22 protein-coding genes are annotated in these 21,326 nt (G+C 36.7%); 16 read left to right on the top strand and 6 right to left on the bottom strand.

The features are described 5' to 3' along the window. The first annotated feature begins 1 nt into the window (after position 1). Together VK161_RS14495 and VK161_RS14490 are read left to right on the top strand one after the other, a co-directional pair. The gene (locus VK161_RS14495) at positions 2 to 307 is read left to right on the top strand and encodes a hypothetical protein (protein WP_324215512.1); all 306 of its coding nucleotides are present in this window, start codon (positions 2 to 4) and stop codon (positions 305 to 307) included. A 1-nt stretch (position 308) separates the two neighbouring features. Next, positions 309 to 494 carry a DUF2892 domain-containing protein gene (locus tag VK161_RS14490; protein WP_324215511.1) on the top strand — a complete coding sequence of 62 codons (186 nt, stop codon included), beginning with the start codon at positions 309 to 311 and terminating at the stop codon, positions 492 to 494. Here VK161_RS14490 and VK161_RS14485 read toward each other — a convergent pair. Next, a complete protein-coding gene (locus VK161_RS14485; RefSeq protein WP_324215510.1) occupies positions 491 to 1,132 on the bottom strand; it encodes an O-methyltransferase in 642 nt (213 codons plus the stop codon). The two genes, VK161_RS14490 and VK161_RS14485, sit on opposite strands and share 4 nt — an antisense overlap. Before the next feature lie 308 nt (positions 1,133 to 1,440). Here VK161_RS14485 and VK161_RS14480 point away from each other — a divergent pair, with 308 nt between their 5' ends. Beyond that, positions 1,441 to 3,138 carry a carbamoyltransferase family protein gene (locus VK161_RS14480; protein ID WP_324215509.1) on the top strand — a complete coding sequence of 566 codons (1,698 nt, stop codon included), beginning with the start codon at positions 1,441 to 1,443 and terminating at the stop codon, positions 3,136 to 3,138. 26 nt (positions 3,139 to 3,164) lie between these two features. Beyond that, positions 3,165 to 4,202, top strand: coding sequence for a 23S rRNA (adenine(2503)-C(2))-methyltransferase RlmN (gene rlmN, locus VK161_RS14475; protein WP_324215508.1), 1,038 nt, complete (start codon positions 3,165 to 3,167; stop codon positions 4,200 to 4,202). Between the two features lie 49 nt (positions 4,203 to 4,251). Here the strand turns inward: rlmN and VK161_RS14470 are convergent, their stop codons facing one another. Then, positions 4,252 to 5,130, bottom strand: a complete 879-nt coding sequence (locus VK161_RS14470; RefSeq protein WP_324215507.1) for a hypothetical protein — start codon at positions 5,128 to 5,130, stop codon at positions 4,252 to 4,254. A 137-nt stretch (positions 5,131 to 5,267) separates the two neighbouring features. On the opposite strand from VK161_RS14470, the gene VK161_RS14465 reads away from it, so the two are divergent. The 5 genes from VK161_RS14465 (at position 5,268) to dnaG (ending at position 10,925) form a co-directional block, all read left to right on the top strand. Further along, complete coding sequence (locus VK161_RS14465) at positions 5,268 to 6,245, top strand: polyprenyl synthetase family protein (RefSeq protein WP_324215506.1); 978 nt, start codon at positions 5,268 to 5,270, stop codon at positions 6,243 to 6,245. A 177-nt stretch (positions 6,246 to 6,422) separates the two neighbouring features. Continuing rightward, positions 6,423 to 6,983, top strand: coding sequence for an RNA polymerase sigma factor (locus tag VK161_RS14460; protein ID WP_324215505.1), 561 nt, complete (start codon positions 6,423 to 6,425; stop codon positions 6,981 to 6,983). Further along, on the top strand, positions 6,970 to 7,731 hold the full coding sequence (locus tag VK161_RS14455; RefSeq protein WP_324215504.1) for a hypothetical protein: 762 nt from the start codon (positions 6,970 to 6,972) through the stop codon (positions 7,729 to 7,731). Before VK161_RS14460 ends, VK161_RS14455 begins: the two co-directional genes overlap by 14 nt. Positions 7,732 to 7,760: 29 nt before the next feature. Then, on the top strand, positions 7,761 to 8,801 hold the full coding sequence (locus VK161_RS14450; RefSeq protein WP_324215503.1) for an OmpH family outer membrane protein: 1,041 nt from the start codon (positions 7,761 to 7,763) through the stop codon (positions 8,799 to 8,801). A 147-nt stretch (positions 8,802 to 8,948) separates the two neighbouring features. Then, positions 8,949 to 10,925, top strand: coding sequence for a DNA primase (dnaG, locus tag VK161_RS14445; protein ID WP_324215502.1), 1,977 nt, complete (start codon positions 8,949 to 8,951; stop codon positions 10,923 to 10,925). A gap of 259 nt (positions 10,926 to 11,184) precedes the next feature. Here the strand turns inward: dnaG and VK161_RS14440 are convergent, their stop codons facing one another. After that, entirely contained in the window at positions 11,185 to 11,814 is a 630-nt protein-coding gene (locus tag VK161_RS14440) for a response regulator transcription factor (RefSeq protein WP_324215501.1), read from the bottom strand. A gap of 83 nt (positions 11,815 to 11,897) precedes the next feature. Continuing rightward, positions 11,898 to 12,704, bottom strand: a complete 807-nt coding sequence (nadE, locus tag VK161_RS14435) for an NAD(+) synthase (RefSeq protein WP_324215500.1) — start codon at positions 12,702 to 12,704, stop codon at positions 11,898 to 11,900. Positions 12,705 to 12,959: 255 nt separating this feature from the next. On the opposite strand from nadE, the gene gldB reads away from it, so the two are divergent. Together gldB and gldC are read left to right on the top strand one after the other, a co-directional pair. After that, a complete protein-coding gene (gene gldB, locus VK161_RS14430) occupies positions 12,960 to 13,937 on the top strand; it encodes a gliding motility lipoprotein GldB (protein WP_324215499.1) in 978 nt (325 codons plus the stop codon). Beyond that, positions 13,930 to 14,265, top strand: coding sequence for a gliding motility protein GldC (gldC, locus tag VK161_RS14425; RefSeq protein ID WP_324215498.1), 336 nt, complete (start codon positions 13,930 to 13,932; stop codon positions 14,263 to 14,265). Before gldB ends, gldC begins: the two co-directional genes overlap by 8 nt. Here the strand turns inward: gldC and yihA are convergent. Then, positions 14,262 to 14,882, bottom strand: a complete 621-nt coding sequence (gene yihA / locus VK161_RS14420; protein WP_324215497.1) for a ribosome biogenesis GTP-binding protein YihA/YsxC — start codon at positions 14,880 to 14,882, stop codon at positions 14,262 to 14,264. The two genes, gldC and yihA, sit on opposite strands and share 4 nt — an antisense overlap. 46 nt (positions 14,883 to 14,928) lie before the next feature. After that, entirely contained in the window at positions 14,929 to 15,693 is a 765-nt protein-coding gene (locus tag VK161_RS14415) for an alpha/beta hydrolase (protein WP_324215496.1), read from the bottom strand. A 407-nt stretch (positions 15,694 to 16,100) separates the two neighbouring features. Here VK161_RS14415 and mraZ point away from each other — a divergent pair, with 407 nt between their 5' ends. From mraZ to VK161_RS14390, 5 genes are read left to right on the top strand one after another with little or no spacing between them, the layout of a single operon-like run. Continuing rightward, positions 16,101 to 16,574: a division/cell wall cluster transcriptional repressor MraZ gene (mraZ, locus tag VK161_RS14410; protein ID WP_324215495.1), complete on the top strand. Its 474-nt coding sequence runs from the start codon at positions 16,101 to 16,103 to the stop codon at positions 16,572 to 16,574. After that, a complete protein-coding gene (gene rsmH / locus VK161_RS14405; RefSeq protein ID WP_324215494.1) occupies positions 16,549 to 17,457 on the top strand; it encodes a 16S rRNA (cytosine(1402)-N(4))-methyltransferase RsmH in 909 nt (302 codons plus the stop codon). Before mraZ ends, rsmH begins: the two co-directional genes overlap by 26 nt. Before the next feature lie 48 nt (positions 17,458 to 17,505). Continuing rightward, entirely contained in the window at positions 17,506 to 17,853 is a 348-nt protein-coding gene (locus VK161_RS14400; protein ID WP_324215493.1) for an FtsL-like putative cell division protein, read from the top strand. Further along, complete coding sequence (locus VK161_RS14395; RefSeq protein WP_324215492.1) at positions 17,844 to 19,838, top strand: penicillin-binding protein; 1,995 nt, start codon at positions 17,844 to 17,846, stop codon at positions 19,836 to 19,838. The genes VK161_RS14400 and VK161_RS14395 overlap by 10 nt, the downstream gene beginning before the upstream one ends. After that, positions 19,835 to 21,298: a UDP-N-acetylmuramoyl-L-alanyl-D-glutamate--2,6-diaminopimelate ligase gene (locus VK161_RS14390; RefSeq protein WP_324215491.1), complete on the top strand. Its 1,464-nt coding sequence runs from the start codon at positions 19,835 to 19,837 to the stop codon at positions 21,296 to 21,298. Before VK161_RS14395 ends, VK161_RS14390 begins: the two co-directional genes overlap by 4 nt. Positions 21,299 to 21,326: the final 28 nt, after the last annotated feature.

Raw genomic sequence — 21,326 nt, 5'->3', positions numbered from 1 at the left:
AATGAAACTATTATTAATCACAGCAGTAGCCGAATTTGAAAAAGAAGTAAAAAGCATTTTGAAAAAAGCGCAAGTAAAAACCTATTCATACAAAGAAGTAACGGGTTTTCGCGATGCTTCTGAAGATGCTATTGAAAGCAATTGGTTCGGCACCGAAATGAACGAAAATGAATCGATATTGTTTTACGCTTTTGTGGCAAAAGAGAATGTAGATATCGTTTGCGATTCGGTGAAAGAGTTCAATGCTAAGCAAGAAACACTTTCACACATTCATATTGCAGTTTTAAATATTGAAAAAACGAATTAACATGAAAAACAGAATCATCAGAGCAATAGCAGGAACTTTCATCCTAATCAGTTTGCTTTTAGCAATTTATGTCAATCAGAATTGGTTGTGGTTTACCGCTTTTGTAGGTGCTAATTTGCTACAATCGTCCATCACCAAATGGTGTTTAATGGAAGATATTCTGACCAAATTAGGCGTAAAAGATTAAAGCACGCGACTAACAGTCAAACCATCGCGAATAGGAAGTAACACACTTTCTACTCGCGTATCGGTGTTTAAAAGCTGGTTGTATTCCAATAATACTTTGGTAGAAATATCATTCGGATGGACTTCTTCCACCACTTTTCCGCTCCACAACACATTGTCGGATAAGATGATTCCGCCTTTGTTCATCTTAGGAACAATCAAATTAAAATAATGGATGTAGTTTTCTTTATCAGCATCTATAAATACCAAATCGAATTTCAAATCGAGATTCGGAATAATATCCAATGCTTCACCTAAATGTTGCACAATCTGATTTCCCCAAGGCGATTTGTCAAAGTATTTACGTTGAAAATCTACCAATTCTTCTTTGATGTCAATGGTGTGTAAAAAGCCATTTTCTTGCATTCCTTCGCACAAACACAAAGCCGAATAACCGGTGTAAGTTCCGATTTCTAAAATAGTTGCAGGTCGAATCAACTTTGATAACATACTCAAAACCCTTCCTTGAAAATGACCACTCAACATACGTGGTAACAAAATTTTTTGATAGGTTTCTTTATTGAGTTGCGCCAATAATTCGGGTTCGTTTTGCGAATGGTTTTCGATGTAAATCTCTAAATCTTCAGATAGAAAATGCATGATATGTAAAATTTGTTTTGCCTCAAATGTACAGAATAAGTCAGTTTTTTTTATTAAAATGTGATAAATGATGTGGTAAATTTTCTGCCACGAATTCACGAATTAAAAAATATAGCTTAGAACATAAAATTTGTTCATCTTAGATGAACATTCGAATAAAATCAAATTATACTGTAATTAATTTGTGAATTCGTGGCCAAAAAAATAAAATTATAGCTTCAAAATCGTGCCTGCCAAACCGTTTTATGCAATGCAAAATTCTTGTCAATTGCAATTTAAACACTATTTTTAGCACAAAGAAATCAGTAATGTCTAAACCTATTTATGTGCTCGGAACGGGATTATCGCACAACGGTTCGGCTGTTTTGTTGAAAGACGGAAAAGTGTGTGTTGCCATCGAAAAAGAACGCATTACCCGTGTCAAACACGATGGAGGAAACGATTCTGATGCCATACAGTACTGTTTGGATGCAGAAGGAATTTTATTAGATGATATTACAGTTGTAGTGCAATGTGAAAATTTTACGCTTCCCAAACGCGATTTTTTCAAAGGAAAAAGATTGTTCTCCGATACTGATCAACCTAAAATAATTGATATTTCTCATCATTTGGCGCATGCGTACAGCGCAGTTGGAACTTCACCGTTCTCCGATTGTAATGTAATGGTGATTGATGGTTGCGGAAGTCCGTTAGACCAATTCATCGAATTACATCCGGAACAAAAAAATAGTATTGATGCTTCTTTTCTCCAAATCAAACAAATGCAATGCGAAAAAGACAGTTTTTACCATTTTGACGGACAAAAACTCACACCATTGATTAAGGATTTCAGTGTTATGGCAGAGCATTCGGCGAGTGAATTTCAATTACCAACTACGCAACATTCCATCGGCGGATTTTATGCTTCCATCAGCAATTACGTTTTTGGCGATATGGACGACGTAGGAAAACTAATGGGTTTGGCGCCTTTCGGGAAGTCTGGTATTTATAATTTTGATGCTTTTGAATTTCAATCCGGTAGGTTGTATGTCAAAGACGATTGGAAACACCATTTTACCAATCCATCAAAAGGATATGACTATTTTAAGGAGCACTTTGATTATTACGCCAACGTAGCCAAATGGGCGCAAGAGCAAGTTGAAAGAGCCGTCATCTATTGCATTAAAAATAGAGTAGAACAATTCCCTAACGAAAATCTCTGTTACTCTGGTGGTGTGGCTTTAAACGCTGTAGCGAATGCCAAACTCGAAGAGTTGAATCTGATTAAAAATCTTTACATCGAACCCGCAGCTGCCGACAACGGTTTGGCTTTGGGTTGCGCTTTTTACGGTTGGTTAGAGTATTTAAAAATGCCAAAAGTAGAGCATGATGGAAGTACTTGTTTTGGAAAAAATTATACAAAAAAAGAAGTAGATGAGGTAGTAATTTCATCAGAAGAATATACAAAAATAGAATTCAATAACGAAGATGAAGTAGTGAGTTATTGCGCCCAAAAACTCAACGAAGGCAAAACCCTAGCATGGTTTCAATCGGGTTCTGAGTTTGGACCTCGTTCTTTAGGGCGACGAAGTATTCTTGCGCATCCAGGCTTCGTAGGAATGAAAGACTACATCAATAGAAATATTAAATTCAGAGAAGATTTTCGTCCGTTCGCACCTGCAGTTTTAAAAGAAAAAGTAAATAACTATTTTGAGGTTGGTAGAAATAGTCCGTATATGATTTTGGTCGACCGAACCAAAAAAGAATTTCTCCAACAGCTTTGTAATGTCACACATCAAGACGGTTCGGCACGCGTTCAAACCATTGAAAAATCATGGAATCCGAAGTTTTATAAATTGGTAGAAGCCTTTGAAAAAGTATCGGGTATTGCCGTTGTTCTCAATACGAGTCTGAATCGAAAGGGAATGCCAATCGTAGAAACTCCAGCACAAGCATTGCAATTATTCAAAGAAACGGCTTTGGATGTTTTGGTTGTTGAAGATACGGTTTTGGAAAAGCGAGCGTAATCCACAAATTGTTTTACCTTTGCAACATGATGGAGAAAAAAGACATTCGAAGCTTAACCAAAGAACAATTGCGCGATTTTTTTGTAGCTAATGGCGATAAAGCCTTTCGCGGCAATCAAGTCTATGAATGGTTGTGGAGTAAAGGTTCGCACGGATTTGACGACATGACTAATGTTTCAAAAGAAACCCGTGCCATGCTCGAAGCCAATTTTGTCATCAACCACATCAAAGTCGATCAAATGCAACGCAGTGAAGACGGAACCGTAAAAAATGCCGTCCGTTTGCACGATGGTTTGGTGGTAGAAAGTGTTTTGATTCCGACCGAAACCCGAACTACAGCCTGTGTTTCTTCGCAAGTAGGTTGCAGTTTGGATTGTAATTTCTGCGCAACGGCTCGTTTGAAACGCATGCGCAATTTAGAACCAGGCGAAATTTACGATCAGGTTGTGGCGATAGATAGAGAAAGTCGTTTGTACCACAATCGTCCGCTTTCGAACATTGTCTTTATGGGAATGGGCGAGCCGTTAATGAACTACAACAACGTAATCAAAGCCATCGATTTAATCACTTCGGATGAAGGTTTGGGAATGTCGCCCAAGAGAATTACCGTTTCCACATCTGGCATTCCAAAAATGATTAAAAAAATGGCCGACGACGAAGTGAAATTCAAATTAGCCGTTTCTTTACACTCGGCAATCGATGAGGTTCGTGCCAAAATCATGCCTTTCTCTGAAAATTTTCCATTAAAAGATTTGAAGGAATCACTCGAATATTGGTACCGAAAAACCAAAAGCAAAGTTACGTATGAATATGTAGTCTGGAAAGGAATCAACGATACCAAGGAAGCCGTTGATGCATTAGTTAAATTCTGCAAATACGTTCCGTGTAAAGTCAATTTAATCGAATACAACCCAATTGATGATGGCGAGTTTCAGCAAGCTTCCGATGCGGCCATCGATTTGTATATAAAAGAATTATCCAAATACGATATCGTAGCCAAAGTGCGTCGCAGCCGCGGAAAAGACATTGATGCAGCCTGTGGTCAATTGGCCAATAAACAATAAAAAAAACTCTCTGTTGTGCAGAGAGTTTTTTGTTTTATAATTAGGGTTTTTAGTTTCCGATTACAATCGTATAGGATGTGCCGTTGAAGGTGAAAACAGCAAAATTATCGCAAGTACCATCTCCATAATCTAAGGTTGAAACATTGTCGTTTCGAGTAATAGTGATTACACCTTGAACCAAAAGCGGTTTATTCGCAGCAATACAACTCATTTTTACTTTTAGTGGTGAAGTAATTGTACTAGTTCGTATTGATGAATCAGGAAACAAAGTCGTCCAGCTTCCAGTTACTCGGTACACATTATCGGCAAATACTGGAGTACTGTAACCTTCAATGATTTCTCTTACTCTTTGTCCAACTCTTGTGTATGAATTTCCACTTGGGAAAGTGGCTACCATGTCCATGTCCATAGTAACTACCGGATGACTTGGGTTGGTGTCAGTGCCAACAGTCATAGTTCGGGTAAATACTTTTGAACCTACAAATTTGATGGCATTGTGATAGAAATCATCAAAAGTATAATTAATAGTATGTGTAGTAGCGTCAGGTTGAAATACAAACGAAATAATGATTTTTCCTTTTACCACATTTCCGTTGGCCAAAACACATCCTACTGTTCCAAAATCAATTGTTTTTGTTACAGTTGTTCCAGGTGTAATGGCGGTTCCAAAAGCGGGAACTCTTGTTACCGTTGCACAAGTTGATAGAGTAGAAGGAGAAAGTTGCTCTGTTTTTCCACTCACAGAATTAGCGTAAGTACTCGATTCTTGTTCTTCTACAATGTCGGCCACATCATCACTAGCGATGTCCATTTTAGCGTTTATGGTTGCTTCTTCGGCGGTCATTGTCGAGTTGTCATCATCTTTGGAACAACTGAAAATGGTCAAAGCCAAAGCCAATCCGAAAATAAATGAGGTTGTTTTTTTCATAATTGATATTTTTTAAGTTATGGTTATTAATCGCGATTTTAGTTGAAATTCAAAAGTAAGACAACATAAATTATAAATGGTTTAAAGCTATCATAAAATATTTTTCAAATTCCCTCATTATTGTATCTTTGAGGTCGATGAATATTACTTCGCAAATAAAGCAGCCGATAGTCAAAGAAATGGAACTTTTCGAAAAGAAGTTCTTCGAATCGATGTCGTCTAAAGTTGCGCTACTTAACCGAATCACCTATTATATTGTCAACCGCAAGGGGAAACAAATGCGTCCGATGTTTGTTTTCTTGACGGCAAAAATGATTTCAGGCGGAACCGTTAATGAGCGAACCTATCGCGGTGCATCTGTTATCGAATTGATTCACACAGCCACTTTGGTTCACGATGATGTAGTAGACGATAGCAACCGTAGAAGAGGTTTTTTCTCAATCAATGCGTTGTGGAAAAATAAAATTGCAGTTTTAGTAGGCGATTATTTATTGTCAAAAGGATTGTTGCTTTCGATTGACAATGGCGATTTTGATTTGCTTCGAATCATTTCAGTTGCTGTTAGAGAGATGAGTGAAGGCGAATTGCTTCAAATTGAAAAAGCGCGTCGATTGGATATTGACGAATCCATTTACTACGAAATCATCCGCCAAAAAACGGCGACTTTAATTGCGGCTTGTTGTGCATTGGGAGCTAAATCAGTTTCCGAAGACGATGAAACCGTCGAAAAAATGCGCAAATTTGGAGAACTCATCGGAATGGCGTTTCAAATCAAAGACGACTTATTTGACTACACCGACGAAGCCATTGGAAAACCAACTGGAATCGACATTAAAGAGCAAAAAATGACTTTGCCTCTGATTTATGCTTTGAATAATTGTTCGAGTTCAGAGAAAAGTTGGTGCATTAATTCCATCAAAAACCACAACAAAGACAAAAAGCGCGTCAAAGAAGTCATCCAATTCGTAAAAGACAAAAATGGATTGGCCTATGCCGAGCAAAAAATGGTGCAATTCCAACAAGAAGCACTTCAGTTAATTCACAATTTTCCTTCATCAGAATACAAAGACAGCCTTACTTTGATGGTGAATTACGTTATCGAGCGAAAAAAATAATTTTTTTTTATATTCTGTCAACCATTGATTTTATTGAATTTTTTCATTTTCAAATTTCAAAATTGAAAAATTTTCAAATGCTCATGCAACCCTTTTTCAACTCAACTCGTCTATGCTAATAGAACACTTTAATACAATCTAAGATTCTAAAAATCCAACGATCTAAGAAGTCTAAAAATGAAGGTAATTAACTTACATCAAGAAGAAAAAGAATTAATCGAGTTGGCCGTCGACAACAATCGACATGCACAACAAAAGATTTATTCCAAATTCGCTCCCAAAATGTTGAGTGTTTGCCGTCAGTATATAAAAGATGTTCATCAGGCAGAAGACATCATGATTACGGCTTTTATGAAAGTGTTTACGAGTTTGAAAAATTTTGAACATAAAGGCAGTTTTGAGGGTTGGATCAGAAGAATCATGATTAACGAATGCATTTCTTACATCAGAGTACAGAAAAAAGTGACTTTTATTGAAGACGAGACGTATTTTGAAGAAAGCTTCAATAACATCGAAAGTAAATTTTCAGTAGAAGACATACAAACTCTAATAGACAGTTTACCCGATGGATATAAAATGGTGTTCAATTTATATGCGATTGAAGGATTCAAACACCACGAAATTGCATCGATGTTAGGAATCAATGAAGGAACGTCTAAATCGCAACTTTCTCACGCTAGAAAAATGTTGCAAGAACAAATTAACAAGTTAAAAAATTACAGTAATGGTACCGAATAAATTTGAAGAACAAATAAGAGAGCAACTCAACGCTCGCGAAATCCAACCCAGCGAAAATGCTTGGGATCGATTGGATGCCATGCTTTCTGTAGCCGAAGAAAAAAAAACAAAGCGTTCTTTTGGCTGGTTGTATATTGCTGCAAGCATTTTGGTTTTCGTAACTGCTGGTTTGTATTTTTTCAATCAAAATACTTCAGAAAGCACTCCTGATGCAACGATTGTAAATCAAGAAATGACGAAAGACTCAGTAAATGATTCTTTAGAGAAAATTCAAAATGAAGTGCCAACTGAAAATATACAACCGTTAGTTCAAACAGAACAAAATACAACTCAACCCAAAACCCAAAACCCACAATCTACTCCAACCTACAACTTACAACCTACAACCAATAACCGAGTTTCAATCATCAAATCCAATCAATCAATTGCCCAAAAATCGACGCCAAATCCAACTAAAAACACACCAAGCCCAAAGCAAGAAGTAATCGCCCAAAACAACGGAAAAAGTGAAGTCAAAAATCCAACTCCCGTTTTCAATACTCCAACCACTATTGAAAACAAAGAGGTAATTGCTCAAAACGAGGTGAACCAAAAACCATCTACAAAAGTAACTGTCAGCGCAAACAGTTTATTATCGCAAGTAGATGGTGAATTAGAACTTACGTTCAGAGAAAAAGTACTTCAAAAAGTGAGCAAAAATTACAAGGAAGTGAAAGTCGCTTTATCCACTAGAAATACACAAGAGTAAAAATCATCATTAATCAAAAATCAAATATCATGAGAAGTATTACTATTTATTTAACCTTGGCTGTTTGTCTTTTGGCAACCAAATTAACAGCACAAGAGACGTTCGAAGCCAAAGCCAGAGCCATTGCAGAGAAGATTGAAAAAATCACTCAAGAAGAAAAAGAAGCCTTAAAAATTGAAGTAGAAGAAGTGAACAAACAACTCGAAAACGGTTCGCTTACTAAAGCTCAAGCCGATGAGAAAAAACAAAAATTAGCCGAAGCCAGAGCCACGATAATCGAAAACAAAGTAGCTGTTGCTCAAGCCGAATTAAAAGATTTAGTGCAACAAAAAGTAGACGGAAAAATCAAAGAAGTTTCTAAGGATAGAAGTTACACAATTGATCTTGGCTGGAAATCCAAAAACGATTCACTCAAAAAAGCCAATGGAGAACCACGAACTACTTCGCAATTTGTTTTTGCAGCCGGATTGAATAATTTGGTAACCGATGGCGATGTTGAAAATTCTGATTTCCGTTTTCTAGGTTCGCATTTCTACGAATGGGGAGTTTCATACAACACTCGTATAGCTAAAAACAGCAACTTATTGCATTTCAAATACGGTTGGTCAGTAATGTACAACAATTTACGTCCAACAGATAACAGAAGTTTTGTTGTAACTGGCGATCAAACCAATCTTGAAACCAGTCCGTACAACCTTGATGAATCGCGTTTACGCAATGTGTATTTGGCCATTCCAATGCATTTAGAATTCGATTTTTCGGGTAAAAAAGTAAAAGACGATAAAACCATTTTCAGATCGCATCAATCGTTCCGTTTTGGTTTCGGAGGTTACGGTGGAATTCGCCTAAAAACCAAAGAAATTTTGAAATACGAAGACGAAAATGGCGACGACATCAAACAAAAAACCAAAAAAGATTTCAACGCAAGCAACTTCATTTATGGAGTAAGTGCGTACATCGGATACAAAGAAACCAGTTTGTACGTGAAATACGATTTGAACCCATTGTTTCAAAACAATCCAATCAAACAAAACAATGTGTCACTTGGAGTTCGATTCGATTTAAATTAAAATTTGTTTAGGTTAGTTTTATACTTCGAAAAGGCGTTTCTGTTTGGAAACGCCTTTTTTTTATTTTAAATTTTAAATTTTAAATTCTGAATGTGTAATTTTACCGACATTCATTTTTTAGGGTTCTAAAAATCTAAAAATCCAAACTTGATAACAAGAGAAACCATAGACAAAGTTTTTGAAACCGCACGCGTGGAAGAAGTCATCGGTGATTTCGTTCAGCTCAAACGTGCCGGTAGCAATTTCAAAGGATTGAGTCCTTTTTCAGACGAACGAACACCTTCGTTTATGGTATCGCCAGTAAAACAAATTTGGAAGGATTTTAGTACGGGAAAAGGCGGAAGTTCAGTGACTTTCCTCATGGAACACGAGCATTTTTCCTATCCCGAAGCGATTCGTTATCTTGCTAAAAAGTACAATATCGAAATTGAAGAAACCGAGCAATCCGACGAAGACAAAGCCGAAGCCAACGAAAAGGAAAGTATGTATTTGGTTTCCGAATTTGCCAGTAAGTATTTTCAAGATGTTTTACTCAATCACGAAGAAGGAAAGGCCATCGGTTATACGTATTTTAAAGAACGTGGTTTTACCAATGAAACCATCAAGAAATTCAACCTTGGTTATTCGCCCAATCAGTGGGATGCTTTTACCAAAGAAGCATTAGGAAAAGGATATAAATTAGAGTATTTAGAAAAAACCGGACTCACCATTGTTGGCGAAGACAAACAGTTTGACCGATTCAAAGGCCGCGTGATGTTTCCCATTCATAGTATGAGCGGACGCGTTTTGGGTTTTGGAGGTCGTATTTTGACACAAGACAAAAAAGCTGCCAAATACCTCAATTCGCCCGAAAGCGATATTTACCATAAGAGTAAAGTTTTGTACGGAATTTTCCACGCCAAACAAGCCATCGCCAAACTCGATAATTGTTTTTTGGTGGAAGGATATACCGATGTGATTCAAATGCATCAATCCGGAATTGAGAATGTGGTAGCGTCGTCTGGAACCGCTTTAACGCCCGATCAAATTCGATTGGTCAATCGGCTAACCAAAAATATTACCGTATTGTTTGATGGTGATGCGGCAGGACTTCGTGCTTCCATTCGCGGAATCGATTTAATTCTCGAAGAAGGAATGAACGTGCGCGTTTGTACGTTTCCCGACGGCGATGATCCGGACAGTTTTGCCAAAAAAACGTCGTACGAAGATTTGGTAAACTATTTGAGTGAGAATGCTATGGATTTCATTCAGTTCAAAGCGTCACTTTTGATGAAAGAAGCCAAAAACGATCCAATCAAAAAAGCCGATCTGATTCGCGATATGGTGACGAGTATTTCCAAAATTCCCGATCGCATCAAACGCGAAATCTACATTCAGGAAACGTCGCGCATTATGGATATTTCCGAAGACGTGCTGTTCAATACGTTGGCTCAAATTACCAAAAAAGACATACAGGAATTAGGCAAAAAACAAAAAGAAGACCAAAAAGCATTTGAAGTTCATAAAAACGAACCGATTGCTTTAAGTTCTAATGTGGATATTCAATTCGAACTCGAACGAAAAATCATAGAAATACTTTTATTGTACGGAAATAGGGAAGAAGAATTTGAAGATGTGCTTCTGAAAGCCAATGAAAATGGTGAAATGGTAGAAGTGAAAGAGTTGAATAATTACAAGGTTTATCAGCGCATCTTTTTGAGTTTGCAAGAAGACGAAACCGAATTGGCAAATCCGGTTTTCAAGTCGATTTACAATGATTTAATCAACTATTTTCATCAAAACGAAAATTTCGAAATGGAGCATTATTTACAACAATTGCCTCCAGAAATTTCCAATGAAGTAACGTCAATTTTGATGAACGACGAACGCGAAGTGCTCCACAATTGGGAAACCAAACACATCTATGTTAAAGGAAAAGACCAAACCATTGGTCAATACGTTTCCGAAACCATACTAACGTTGCGTTGGTTTTTAGTCAATAAAATCATTGAAGAACTAAAAGGAAGCGTCACCTCCGAACCCGAAACCGACAACTCCGAAACCTTATCGATGGTAGTTGATTATTTAGGATTAACCAATATGTTTTCCAAAAAATTAGGAAGAGTCATCTCACGTCATAGCTAATCAATCCGCCGCAGATTACTTCGTCAGTTCGCTTTGCTCGTGTCACTGATTTGCAAATTTTAAATTTCATTAACTTTTATTGTTCCAATTATTTTTGTGATTCCTCCTTCGTCGGACTCTAGAGCTTTGCTCAAACTGGCGAAACAATGTCAAGTCTGGCCAAAAAAAATCCCGATTCAATCGAACCAGGATTTTATATATTTTAGTAAACTTTGACACGAGCCCATAGGACGACTGGCTTAGCAAACTTTGAAACTTTTTAAACAATATCCAACGTCTTCGCCTTATTCACCAAATCCACCAAATTAGTAACGTTCAATTTTTGCAACAAACGCAATTTATACGTACTAATCGTTTTTTCGTTCAAGCCTAAAGTTTTTGATATTTCGTTGTTTTTCTTTCCGTCGCACAAGAAACGCAATACTTCAATTTCTCTATTCGATAATTTTCGGTACAAACGCTCCGATTTATTTTGTTTGGCAATCAACGCTAAATTCTTTTTCAAACTCTCACTCAACATCACCAAACCTTGATGAACACGTATGATGGTTGTTCCTAATGTTTCCAGTTTTGCCGATTTGTGTACATAACCCGCAACTCCAGCTTTAATGGCATTAGGTGCGTAAATTTGCTCATTTAAATTAGTGAAAATCAATACTTTCGTTTTTGGGAAGTTTTTGATGATCGCTTTTAATTCGTAAATACTTTTTAAGCCGTCCAATTCTAAATCGATTACCAAAACGTTAATTTCTTTATTGCGAAGTGCATCCGGAACCATAAAAAAACTACCAACGTTTGAAACCACGCTAATTTCGGGGTGTTCCTTAAAATAGGATTTCACTCCAAAATGAACTACAGGAAAATTATCGGCTAAACAAACATTTATCATAATTCTATTTTTAGAAAAAAATTAAAAAAACTGCATGTAAAAATAGTAAAAAAAATAAAACAAGCAGTGAAAATGTTAAAAAATCATTTATAACTCATTGGAATCAAACAAACTGGAATTGGTTGCATTTTGTGTTGATTGGCTTTGTTTAGGCGCGTATAGATAGAAAAAACCTCTTTTTCTCGGCCTGAAAAATCATCAATTGTCGCTCCTTTTTCACTTTCATTCATCGCCCATTCTAATTCATCATAACTCGCACCCAATTGATCTTCATCCGTTCGCGAATCGCCAAACAATCCATCCGTTGGCGCAGCCGTTTGTATCGATTCCGGAATCTCTAGAAATTTTCCTAAAGCGTAGACATCACTTTTCATTAAATCGGCAATCGGACTCAAATCAACGCCTCCATCACCGTATTTGGTGTAAAATCCAACACCAAAATCTTCTACCTTATTTCCTGTTCCCGCTACAAGCAAACCATGAATTCCGGCATAATAATACAACGTCGTCATGCGTAAGCGCGCTCTAGTATTGGCCAATGACAAATACAATCGGTGTTCGTTTTCAGTATTCGGAACTTGTTGTACAAAACCCTCAAAAACGCTAGTCAAATTCGTTTCCGCACGTTGCACGTTCGGAAATCGTTTTTGCAATTGCTCAATGTGTTCTCTGCCTCGATTCACCTGACTCGGATGCTGATGAATCGGCATTTCCACACACAAAGTCGTCAATCCAGTCTGCGCACAGAGTGTAGAAGTCACTGCCGAATCCACGCCACCAGAAATTCCCACAACAAAACCATTTACTTTTGCGTTATCCGCATACGTTTTTAACCAATTTACAATGTGATCATTCACTTTTTCAACCTGAATCGTGCTTTTTTTAGCCATTTTTAATGGAAGATTTTGAGTTTGGTACTGTATATTTGCAAAAATAAATAATTAATAATTAAAATACGTAGTTTGTCCAAGGTTGTTGTGTTAAGAAGCTGTAACCAGCTATTCGCTCCAATCTTTTACTATTTTAAAGTGTTTTTCTAACTTCAAAAGGAGCTTCTTGCCAGTCGCTCTTTTTCAGCAAGAAAAACTACTTCAAAATAGCAAAAGGATTTCCGCTACTATCTGGGCTAAAACCATAGAATAAAAATGAAAAAAATCGTTTTATTAGTTCTTTTAGTTTTTACTATTTTCTCGTGCGACAAAAAAAGCAAAGTCGAACAAGCCGTCGAAGAAATTCCGATGCAAATGAAACTGCACCGATTCGAACAAGCTTTTTTCGATGCTAAACCAGCCGAATTGTCTTTAGTGAAGGCAGAATACCCCGATTTTTTCCCTGAAGGAACACCCGATGAAGTTTGGATTGAAAAAATGCAAAACCCGCTATGGCGTGAAATGTACCAAGAAGTGGAAAAAAAATACCGCAATTTTAATTCCGAACAAACCGAAATAGAAGAGTTGTTCAAACACATTAAATACTATTTTCCAACGGTAAAAACTCCTGAAATCTATACTGCCATTGGCGAAATGGATTATAATGCAAAGGCCATTTACTCAAATGATAAATTGGTCATTGCTTTAGAAATGTTCCTTGGTAAGGATCATCGTTTTTATAAAGGTGTAGAAATTCCAGAATACATCACGCAACACTTTGAACCACGCCAAATGATGCCTGAAATTGCTTCTAGTTTTGCATTCGGAGTGATTCCGGTTCAAAATGATGGAACTTTTTTATCTCAAATGATTTACTACGGAAAAGAATTGTACCTAAAAGACGTTTTGTTGGGTGACAGTTACACTGATGCCGAAAAAATTGCCTATACGCCAGAGCAAATCGCATGGAGTAAAGACAACGAATCCTATATCTGGGAATATTTTGTAGCCAATCAGTTGTTGTACAGTACCAATTCTAAACTGCCAAGTCAGTTTTTAAATTTAGCGCCGTATTCCAAATTTTACTTAGAAATTGACAACGAATCACCAGGTCGAATCGGTCGTTGGATTGGTTGGCAAATTGTACGTTCCTACATGGAAAACAACGACAAAGTCACTCTACAAGATATGATCAAAACCGACGCAAAACAAATCTTCGAAAATTCAAAATACAAACCCAAACGAAATGAGTAATTCCATCCAATCCGAAATAAAATTCAACGTTCTATTAGACGAAAACCGCGTTCCAGAATCACTAGCATGGACTGCCCAAGACGGCGGAGTCAACAATGAAGAAACCAAAGCCATTATGCTTTCCATATGGGACAACAACGCTAAAGAAACCTTGCGCATTGATCTGTGGACCAAAGACATGCCAGTAGACGAAATGAAACAATTTTTCCATCAAACTTTAGTAGCCATGTCGGATACGTACCAACGAGCAACTAACGATGAGAAAATGGCCGATACGATGCGTGATTTTTGTGAGTATTTTGCCGAGAAATTGGAACTGAAAGGCTAAAAACCTTGGTTGTTTTTGAAGACGTCTTCGTTGATTTGTTCAATATAATTCAGAAGCTGTTCTTTACCAGTAGAATCAACAGAGGAAGTCACAAAATACGGAGGCATTTCTTCCCAATTGTTGGCTAAAATCTGCTTTTTATACGCCGCAATGTGCGAATCTACTTTAGTTTTTCCAATCTTATCAGCCTTAGTGAAAATAATGCAAAACGGAACTTGTGTTTCACCCAAATAGGTGATGAATTCCAAGTCGATTTTCTGTGCCTCCAATCGAATGTCAATCAACACAAAAGCACACACCAATTGCTCGCGAGTTTCAAAATAATCAGTAATAAACTTCTGAAAAACTTCTTTGGTTTTCTTTGAAACTTTGGCATAACCATAACCGGGTAAATCCACCAAAAACCAATTGTTATTGATCTTAAAGTGATTAATCAATTGCGTTTTCCCAGGTCGTGAAGAAGTTTTAGCCAAACTATTGCGTCCGGTCAACATATTAATTAATGACGATTTACCCACATTCGAACGCCCAATAAAAGCATATTCAGGAATGCGTTCGAGCGGGCATTTTTTTACGTCAGAATTACTGATAACAAACTCGGCGGTATTTATTTTCATTGAATTTTCATTAAAATAAAAAAGTCCAAAACGGACTTCCTTACTATTATAAATTTACTTTTTTCAACCATTCGTGAAGCAATCTATTGAACTCGTCCGGATGTTCCATCATCGCCGCATGTCCGCATTTGTCTATCCAGTACAAAGTCGAATTTGGCATTAGTTTGTGGAATTCTTCAGCTACTTCTGGTGGAGTTACTTTGTCGTCTTTTCCCCAAATCAAACACGTTTGTACATGCATTTTAGGTAAATCTTTGGCCATATTATGACGAATAGCGCTCTTGGCAATGGTAAGCGTTTTGATTACTTTAATACGATCATTTACAATAGCAAATACTTCGTCAATCATTTCTTTAGTCGCAGTTTTTGGGTCGTAAAAAACGCCTTCCGTTTTGGTTTTGATGTATTCGTAATCACCGCGTTTTGGGTAACTATCGCCCATGGCACTTTCGTACAAACCTGAACTACCAGTTAAAACCAATCCAGCTACTTTCTCAGGATACATTTTAGAATGGTACAAACCAATGTGTCCGCCCAATGAATTTCCTAATAGAATCACACGGTCAAAACCTTTAAAAGTGATGAAATCTTTCACAAACTTAGCAAAAGCTTTAACATTGGTTTTTAAAATATTCTGAGAGTACAAAGGCAACTCCGGAATAACAACTTTGTATCCAATTTGAGAAAAATATTCTGCAACAGCATTAAAATTACTCAGTCCGCCCATAAGTCCATGTAATACTAGGATTGGCGTTCCTTCACCTATTTCGTAATACGTGTATTTTCCTTCCGTTTTTAAACTTTTTTCCATCTTTATGCTGAATAGTTTCAGTGTTGTATCGTAATTGAAGTTGCAAATATAGACTATATATCTAAGATTGCTAATATACATTTTTACATTCAATTGTAAAAACTTCTTTGTGATTCATAATCTTTAATTACTGTAAATCGTTAATTATCAACATAAATTTAGCTTTTCCAAGTTTTTATAAAACTCCAAAATCATTAAAAAGATAACAGTAAAATTAACTTTTTTTTAATTATTCTTCTAAAAATCAATCATGAATAGCGGTTTCGATATTTATTTTTCAAAACTCATAAAACCACTTTTGGTGATTAAAGAACAATCAAGTGGTAAAACTTATTAACAAAGTGGATTTTTGTGGTAAAATGTGGTAAATTATTTTATATTTTTGCTCATTATCATAAATTTCAGTTGTGAACTCATTAATAGGAACATACGAATGTAAAGTAGACGCTAAAGGAAGGCTTCTTTTGCCTGCGCCTTTGAAAAAGCAATTGTCTGCTTCGCTTCAAGACGGATTTGTTTTGAAACGTTCGGTTTTTCAGCCGTGTTTGGAGTTGTATCCGATGAGCGAGTGGAATTTGATGATGCAAAAAATCAACAAACTCAACCGATTTGTAAAAAAGAATGACGATTTCATTCGTCGTTTTTCAGCAGGTGTAAAAGTGGTTGAAATTGACAATCTGGGTCGGTTATTAGTGGCTAAAGACTTGTCAACTTTTGCAAAAATTACTAAAGATGTAGTGCTCAACTCGGCCATCAATATAGTTGAGATTTGGGATAAAGATTTATACGAAAAAGCCATTGATGATTCGGTTGTTGATTTTGCTGATTTAGCTGAAGATGTGATGGGAAATGTAAATGATGATGACAATGGAATATCATAATCCAGTTCTTTTAAAAGAGACAGTAGACGGACTCAATATCAAACCCGACGGAATTTATGTTGACGTGACGTTTGGTGGTGGCGGTCATTCAAAAGAAATTTTAAGTCGACTCGGACCCAACGGAAAGTTGTTTGGTTTTGATCAAGATGAAGATGCAATCGCGAATGCTTTGCCAGACGATCGATTTACTCTAATCAGTGAGAATTTCAGATACATCAAACGTTTTTTGAGATTTTATGGGGTAAAACAAGTCGACGGAATTTTAGCTGATTTAGGTGTTTCATCACATCAGTTTGATGTTCCAGAACGTGGTTTTTCAACCCGATTTGATGCGGGTTTGGATATGCGAATGAGTAAGAAAAACGATTTGGATGCATACAAAGTTATCAATGAATACGATGATGCCAATTTGAAACGTGTCTTTTATGATTATGGCGAATTGAAAAATGCTCCATTACTTTCAAGAACCATCATCGAAGCCAGAGAAAGAAGAGCAATTAGTACAACTGATGATTTAAAGATGGTTTTAGGAAAATACTTGCCAGAAAAAGTAAAGAATAAAGTGTTGGCACAAATTTACCAAGCCATTCGAATTGAAGTAAATCAGGAGATGGACGTGTTGAAGGAGTTTTTAGAACAATCGTTAGAAGTTTTAAAACCCGAAGGCAGATTGAGTGTGATTTCGTACCATTCATTGGAAGATCGATTGGTAAAACGATTCATGAAAAACGGAATGTTTGAGGGCGAACCTGAGCGCGATTTCTTTGGAAATTTCTCGGTTCCATTCAATTTGGTTGGAAAGTTAATTGTTCCATCGGATGCTGAAATCAAAATCAACAATCGAGCACGAAGCGCCAAACTTCGAATCGCGGAGAAAAAATAAAAATTTAGAATTTTAATAATACTATCACAAAGCACTGAACACTCAAAAATGAAGGGCGGAATATATAACATAGTAAAAGCACGATTTCTAGTCAATGAAGATGCTACCAAAAATTGGCGCTTTATTTTGTTTTTGATTCTTCTGGCCATTATCATGATTGCCAACACGCATCGATTTGAGCAAAAAGTGTTCAAGATAGCCGATTTGACCAACGAAGTAAAAGAATTGCGCTCCGAATTTGTAGATCGTCGTTCCGAATTAATGCAACTTAAAATGGAATCCACCATTTCAAAAAAAATGGAAGCTAGAGGAATTCTGCCTTCGCAAGTTCCTCCCGTAAAAATAAAAGTTAAAAAACCAAAAGAGGAAAGTTTCTTTAAAAAGCTATGGCAGTAGAAGATAAACAAATATCGTATCGTATTTATCTTGTGGCGTTCGTCTTGTTTTTGATGGCGATTGCTGTTACTGTGAAACTAACTAATATTCAGTGGGTTGAAGGCGATTATTACCGGAAATTAGCTAAAGAACGAACAGTGAAAAACTTTGTAATTCCTGCTAATAAAGGAAATATTTATTCAGCCGATGGAAGTTTGTTGGCCACATCAATTCCTAATTATACGATTCGTTTCGATGCCGTTGCTCCTAAAGACGAAGATTTCAAAGCTAATGTTGATTCTCTTGCGATAGGTCTTTCAAAATTAATAGGAAAACCAAGATCAGTTATTGCTGAAGAATTGCGCAAAGCAAGAAACAATCAAAACCGCTATTTGCTGATAGCCAAAGGATTAACTTATACGCAATATGTTGATGTAAAAAATCTACCACTTTTCAATAAAGGTGCTTACAAAGGCGGAATCATTGTTGAACAAGAAACAGTTCGTGAACATCCTATTGGTAAAATCGCTGAACGAACCATTGGTTACGAGCGAATTGACGAAGATGGTGTGCTGAAAAGAGTCGGAATTGAAGGTGCTTTCGGCAAGTATTTGAACGGAAAAGACGGAAAAATTCTCAAACAAAAAATAGCTAAAGGTCAGTGGAAACCCATTCGCGACGTCAATGAAGTAGAACCTCAAGATGGTTATGATGTTATTTCTACCATTGATGTTTATATTCAAGATATTGCTCACCATGCTTTATTGAAACAATTAGAGTTCTATCAAGCAGACCATGGTTGTGTGGTAGTTATGGAAACCAAAACTGGCTACGTAAAAGCCATTTCCAATTTAGGTAGAGCCAAAGACGGTTCGTATTATGAAACGATAAATTATGCAGTAGCCGAATCGCACGAACCAGGATCAACTTTCAAATTAGTTGATATGATTGCACTGTTGGACGATAAAAAAATAGACACCAATAAGGTATACGATAGTCGTGGAGGAGAAATTGTTTATAACGGTAAAAAAGTACGCGATTCACATAAAGGCGGTTACGGAAAAATTTCGTTGGCCAAAGGTTTTGAAGTTTCATCCAACACGGTTTTAGTTCAAGCAGTGTACGAAAATTACAAAAATAATCCAGAAGAATTCGTTAATCGAATCAACCGAATGGGTTTGAATAAACCGCTTGGTTTGCCTTTCAAAGGAGAAGGAATTCCAGTAGTACATCAACCAGGCGAAAAAGGCTGGGACAAAAACACGCTGCCTTGGATGGCTTTTGGTTACAGTGTTGCTGTTACACCTTTACAAACATTGACATTGTACAATGCAATTGCTAACAATGGTGAAATGGTAAAACCCCAATTTGTGTCGGAAATCAAAGAATGGAACAAAACCATCAAAAAATACGATAAGAAAGTCATCAATAAAAGTATTTGTGATCAAACAACCATCAATAAAATAAAAGCGATTTTACAAAATGTAGTGAAACGCGGAACGGGTTCAAAATTGTATTCCAAAGATTTTTCGATGGCTGGAAAAACAGGAACCGCTCAAGTAAATTACAATAAGAAAGATGAAATGTATTACTCTTCTTCGTTTGTTGGTTTTTTTCCAGCTGAAGAACCCAAATATTCGTGCATAGTTGTGGTTCACAAGCCTAATGTTTCTGCAGGATATTATGGTGCCGATGTTGCTGGACCAGTTTTCAAAAGAATCGCGCAAAAGATTTTTACCGACGCACCAACAACCAATGAAGTTAAAAATTTAAATAAAAAAATAAACACTCAAGAAAACAATTACAATACTTACTATTCTAAAGTGAACAGTAAACCAAAATACATCCCAAATTTAAAAGGAATGTCGGGTATGGATGCAGTCACTCTTCTTGAAAGTTTGAAGTTAAAAGTAAAAGTAATCGGAGTCGGAAAAGTAAAATCGCAGTCACTGAAACCCGGTGAAGCCATTCAAAAAAACAGAACCATCATATTAGAATTATCGTGATTATTCTTAAAGACATATTATACAAAGTAGCTATTGAAGTCGTAAAAGGTTCAACAGAAATGTCCATCAATAAAATCGAATTTGATTCGAGAAAAATTGTTGAAAATGATGTTTTTGTTGCCATTCGCGGAACCGTTTCTAATGGTCATGATTTCATCGAAAAAGCAATTAATCTCGGAGCAGTTGCAATTGTTTGTGATGAAATTCCATCAGTTGTAGTTAGCGGAATTACTTATATTCAAGTAAAAGACACCAATGCGGCTTTGGCTTTTATGTCGACCAATTACTACGATAATCCATCGACTAAGTTAAAACTAGTTGGAATTACCGGAACCAATGGTAAAACGACGATTGCTTCATTGTTGTACCAATTATTCAAAAAAGCAGGTTACAAGGTAGGTTTATTATCAACCGTAAAAATCATGGTTGATGATGTCGAGCACAAAGCAACACATACTACTCCCGATTCGCTTACCATTAATTATTATTTGAATGAAATGGTAGCTGTTGGTTGCGAGTACTGCTTTATGGAAGTGAGCTCGCACGGTGTTCATCAAAAACGTACTGAAGGTTTAGAGTTTGCAGGAGGCGTTTTCACTAATTTATCACACGATCATTTGGATTACCACGCCACTTTTGCTGAATACCGAGATGTAAAAAAATCGTTTTTTGATCATTTGCCAAAATCGGCATTCGCACTAACCAACATCGACGATAAAAACGGATTGGTAATGTTGCAAAATACACTAGCCAAAAAGTTGACGTATGCTTTGAAATCGTACGCCGAATACAAAGCAATCATTCTCGAAAATCAATTGGGTGGTTTGTTACTCAAAATCAATGAAAATGAAGTTTGGGTGCGATTGATTGGAACTTTTAATGCCTATAATTTATTGGCGATTTACGGAACGGCGGTTGAATTGGGTCTAGAACCATTAGAAGTTTTGAGGCTTTTATCCGAATTAGAAAGTGTTTCAGGACGATTCCAATTCATTGTTTCATCTTCGAAAATCACTGCGATTGTTGATTACGCTCACACGCCTGATGCATTGGAAAATGTCTTAAAAACCATTGATGACATCCGAACCAAAAACGAGCAATTGATTACTGTTGTAGGATGTGGTGGTGATCGCGATACAACCAAACGTCCAATCATGGCGAACATTGCAACTACCATGAGTGATAAAGTGATTTTGACTTCGGATAACCCAAGATCGGAAAATCCAGAAACAATTATCGCCCAAATGGAAGCGGGTGTTGAACCTCAAAATTTTAAAAAATCACTTTCTATAGTTGATAGAAGGCAAGCCATAAAAACCGCGTGTCAGTTGGCCAATCCCAATGATATCATTTTGATTGCTGGAAAAGGACACGAAACGTATCAAGAAATACAAGGCGTACGCCACGATTTTGACGATATGAAAATTGTGAAAGAATATTTAGAACAACTAAACAAATAAAACAGATTCTCAGCCGTGTCATTCTCAC

Source organism: Flavobacterium sp., assembly GCF_035299245.1.
GTDB lineage: Bacteria > Bacteroidota > Bacteroidia > Flavobacteriales > Flavobacteriaceae > Flavobacterium.
The sequence above is the reverse complement of the archived record's forward strand: the minus strand, read 5'-3'. Positions and strand labels throughout refer to the sequence as shown.

Coding starts and splice junctions, on each gene's coding strand:
- VK161_RS14465 (WP_324215506.1), top strand. CDS start 5,268: ATGAATATTACTTCGCAAATAAAGCAGCCGATAGTCAAAGAAATGGAA.
- VK161_RS14440 (WP_324215501.1), bottom strand. CDS start 11,814: ATGATAAATGTTTGTTTAGCCGATAATTTTCCTGTAGTTCATTTTGGA.
- VK161_RS14480 (WP_324215509.1), top strand. CDS start 1,441: ATGTCTAAACCTATTTATGTGCTCGGAACGGGATTATCGCACAACGGT.
- VK161_RS14450 (WP_324215503.1), top strand. CDS start 7,761: ATGAGAAGTATTACTATTTATTTAACCTTGGCTGTTTGTCTTTTGGCA.
- VK161_RS14485 (WP_324215510.1), bottom strand. CDS start 1,132: ATGCATTTTCTATCTGAAGATTTAGAGATTTACATCGAAAACCATTCG.
- VK161_RS14395 (WP_324215492.1), top strand. CDS start 17,844: ATGGCAGTAGAAGATAAACAAATATCGTATCGTATTTATCTTGTGGCG.
- yihA (WP_324215497.1), bottom strand. CDS start 14,882: ATGAAAATAAATACCGCCGAGTTTGTTATCAGTAATTCTGACGTAAAA.
- gldC (WP_324215498.1), top strand. CDS start 13,930: ATGAGTAATTCCATCCAATCCGAAATAAAATTCAACGTTCTATTAGAC.
- VK161_RS14415 (WP_324215496.1), bottom strand. CDS start 15,693: ATGGAAAAAAGTTTAAAAACGGAAGGAAAATACACGTATTACGAAATA.
- rsmH (WP_324215494.1), top strand. CDS start 16,549: ATGATGATGACAATGGAATATCATAATCCAGTTCTTTTAAAAGAGACA.
- VK161_RS14455 (WP_324215504.1), top strand. CDS start 6,970: ATGGTACCGAATAAATTTGAAGAACAAATAAGAGAGCAACTCAACGCT.
- nadE (WP_324215500.1), bottom strand. CDS start 12,704: ATGGCTAAAAAAAGCACGATTCAGGTTGAAAAAGTGAATGATCACATT.
- gldB (WP_324215499.1), top strand. CDS start 12,960: ATGAAAAAAATCGTTTTATTAGTTCTTTTAGTTTTTACTATTTTCTCG.
- VK161_RS14470 (WP_324215507.1), bottom strand. CDS start 5,130: ATGAAAAAAACAACCTCATTTATTTTCGGATTGGCTTTGGCTTTGACC.
- rlmN (WP_324215508.1), top strand. CDS start 3,165: ATGATGGAGAAAAAAGACATTCGAAGCTTAACCAAAGAACAATTGCGC.
- VK161_RS14490 (WP_324215511.1), top strand. CDS start 309: ATGAAAAACAGAATCATCAGAGCAATAGCAGGAACTTTCATCCTAATC.
- VK161_RS14495 (WP_324215512.1), top strand. CDS start 2: ATGAAACTATTATTAATCACAGCAGTAGCCGAATTTGAAAAAGAAGTA.
- VK161_RS14400 (WP_324215493.1), top strand. CDS start 17,506: ATGAAGGGCGGAATATATAACATAGTAAAAGCACGATTTCTAGTCAAT.
- VK161_RS14460 (WP_324215505.1), top strand. CDS start 6,423: ATGAAGGTAATTAACTTACATCAAGAAGAAAAAGAATTAATCGAGTTG.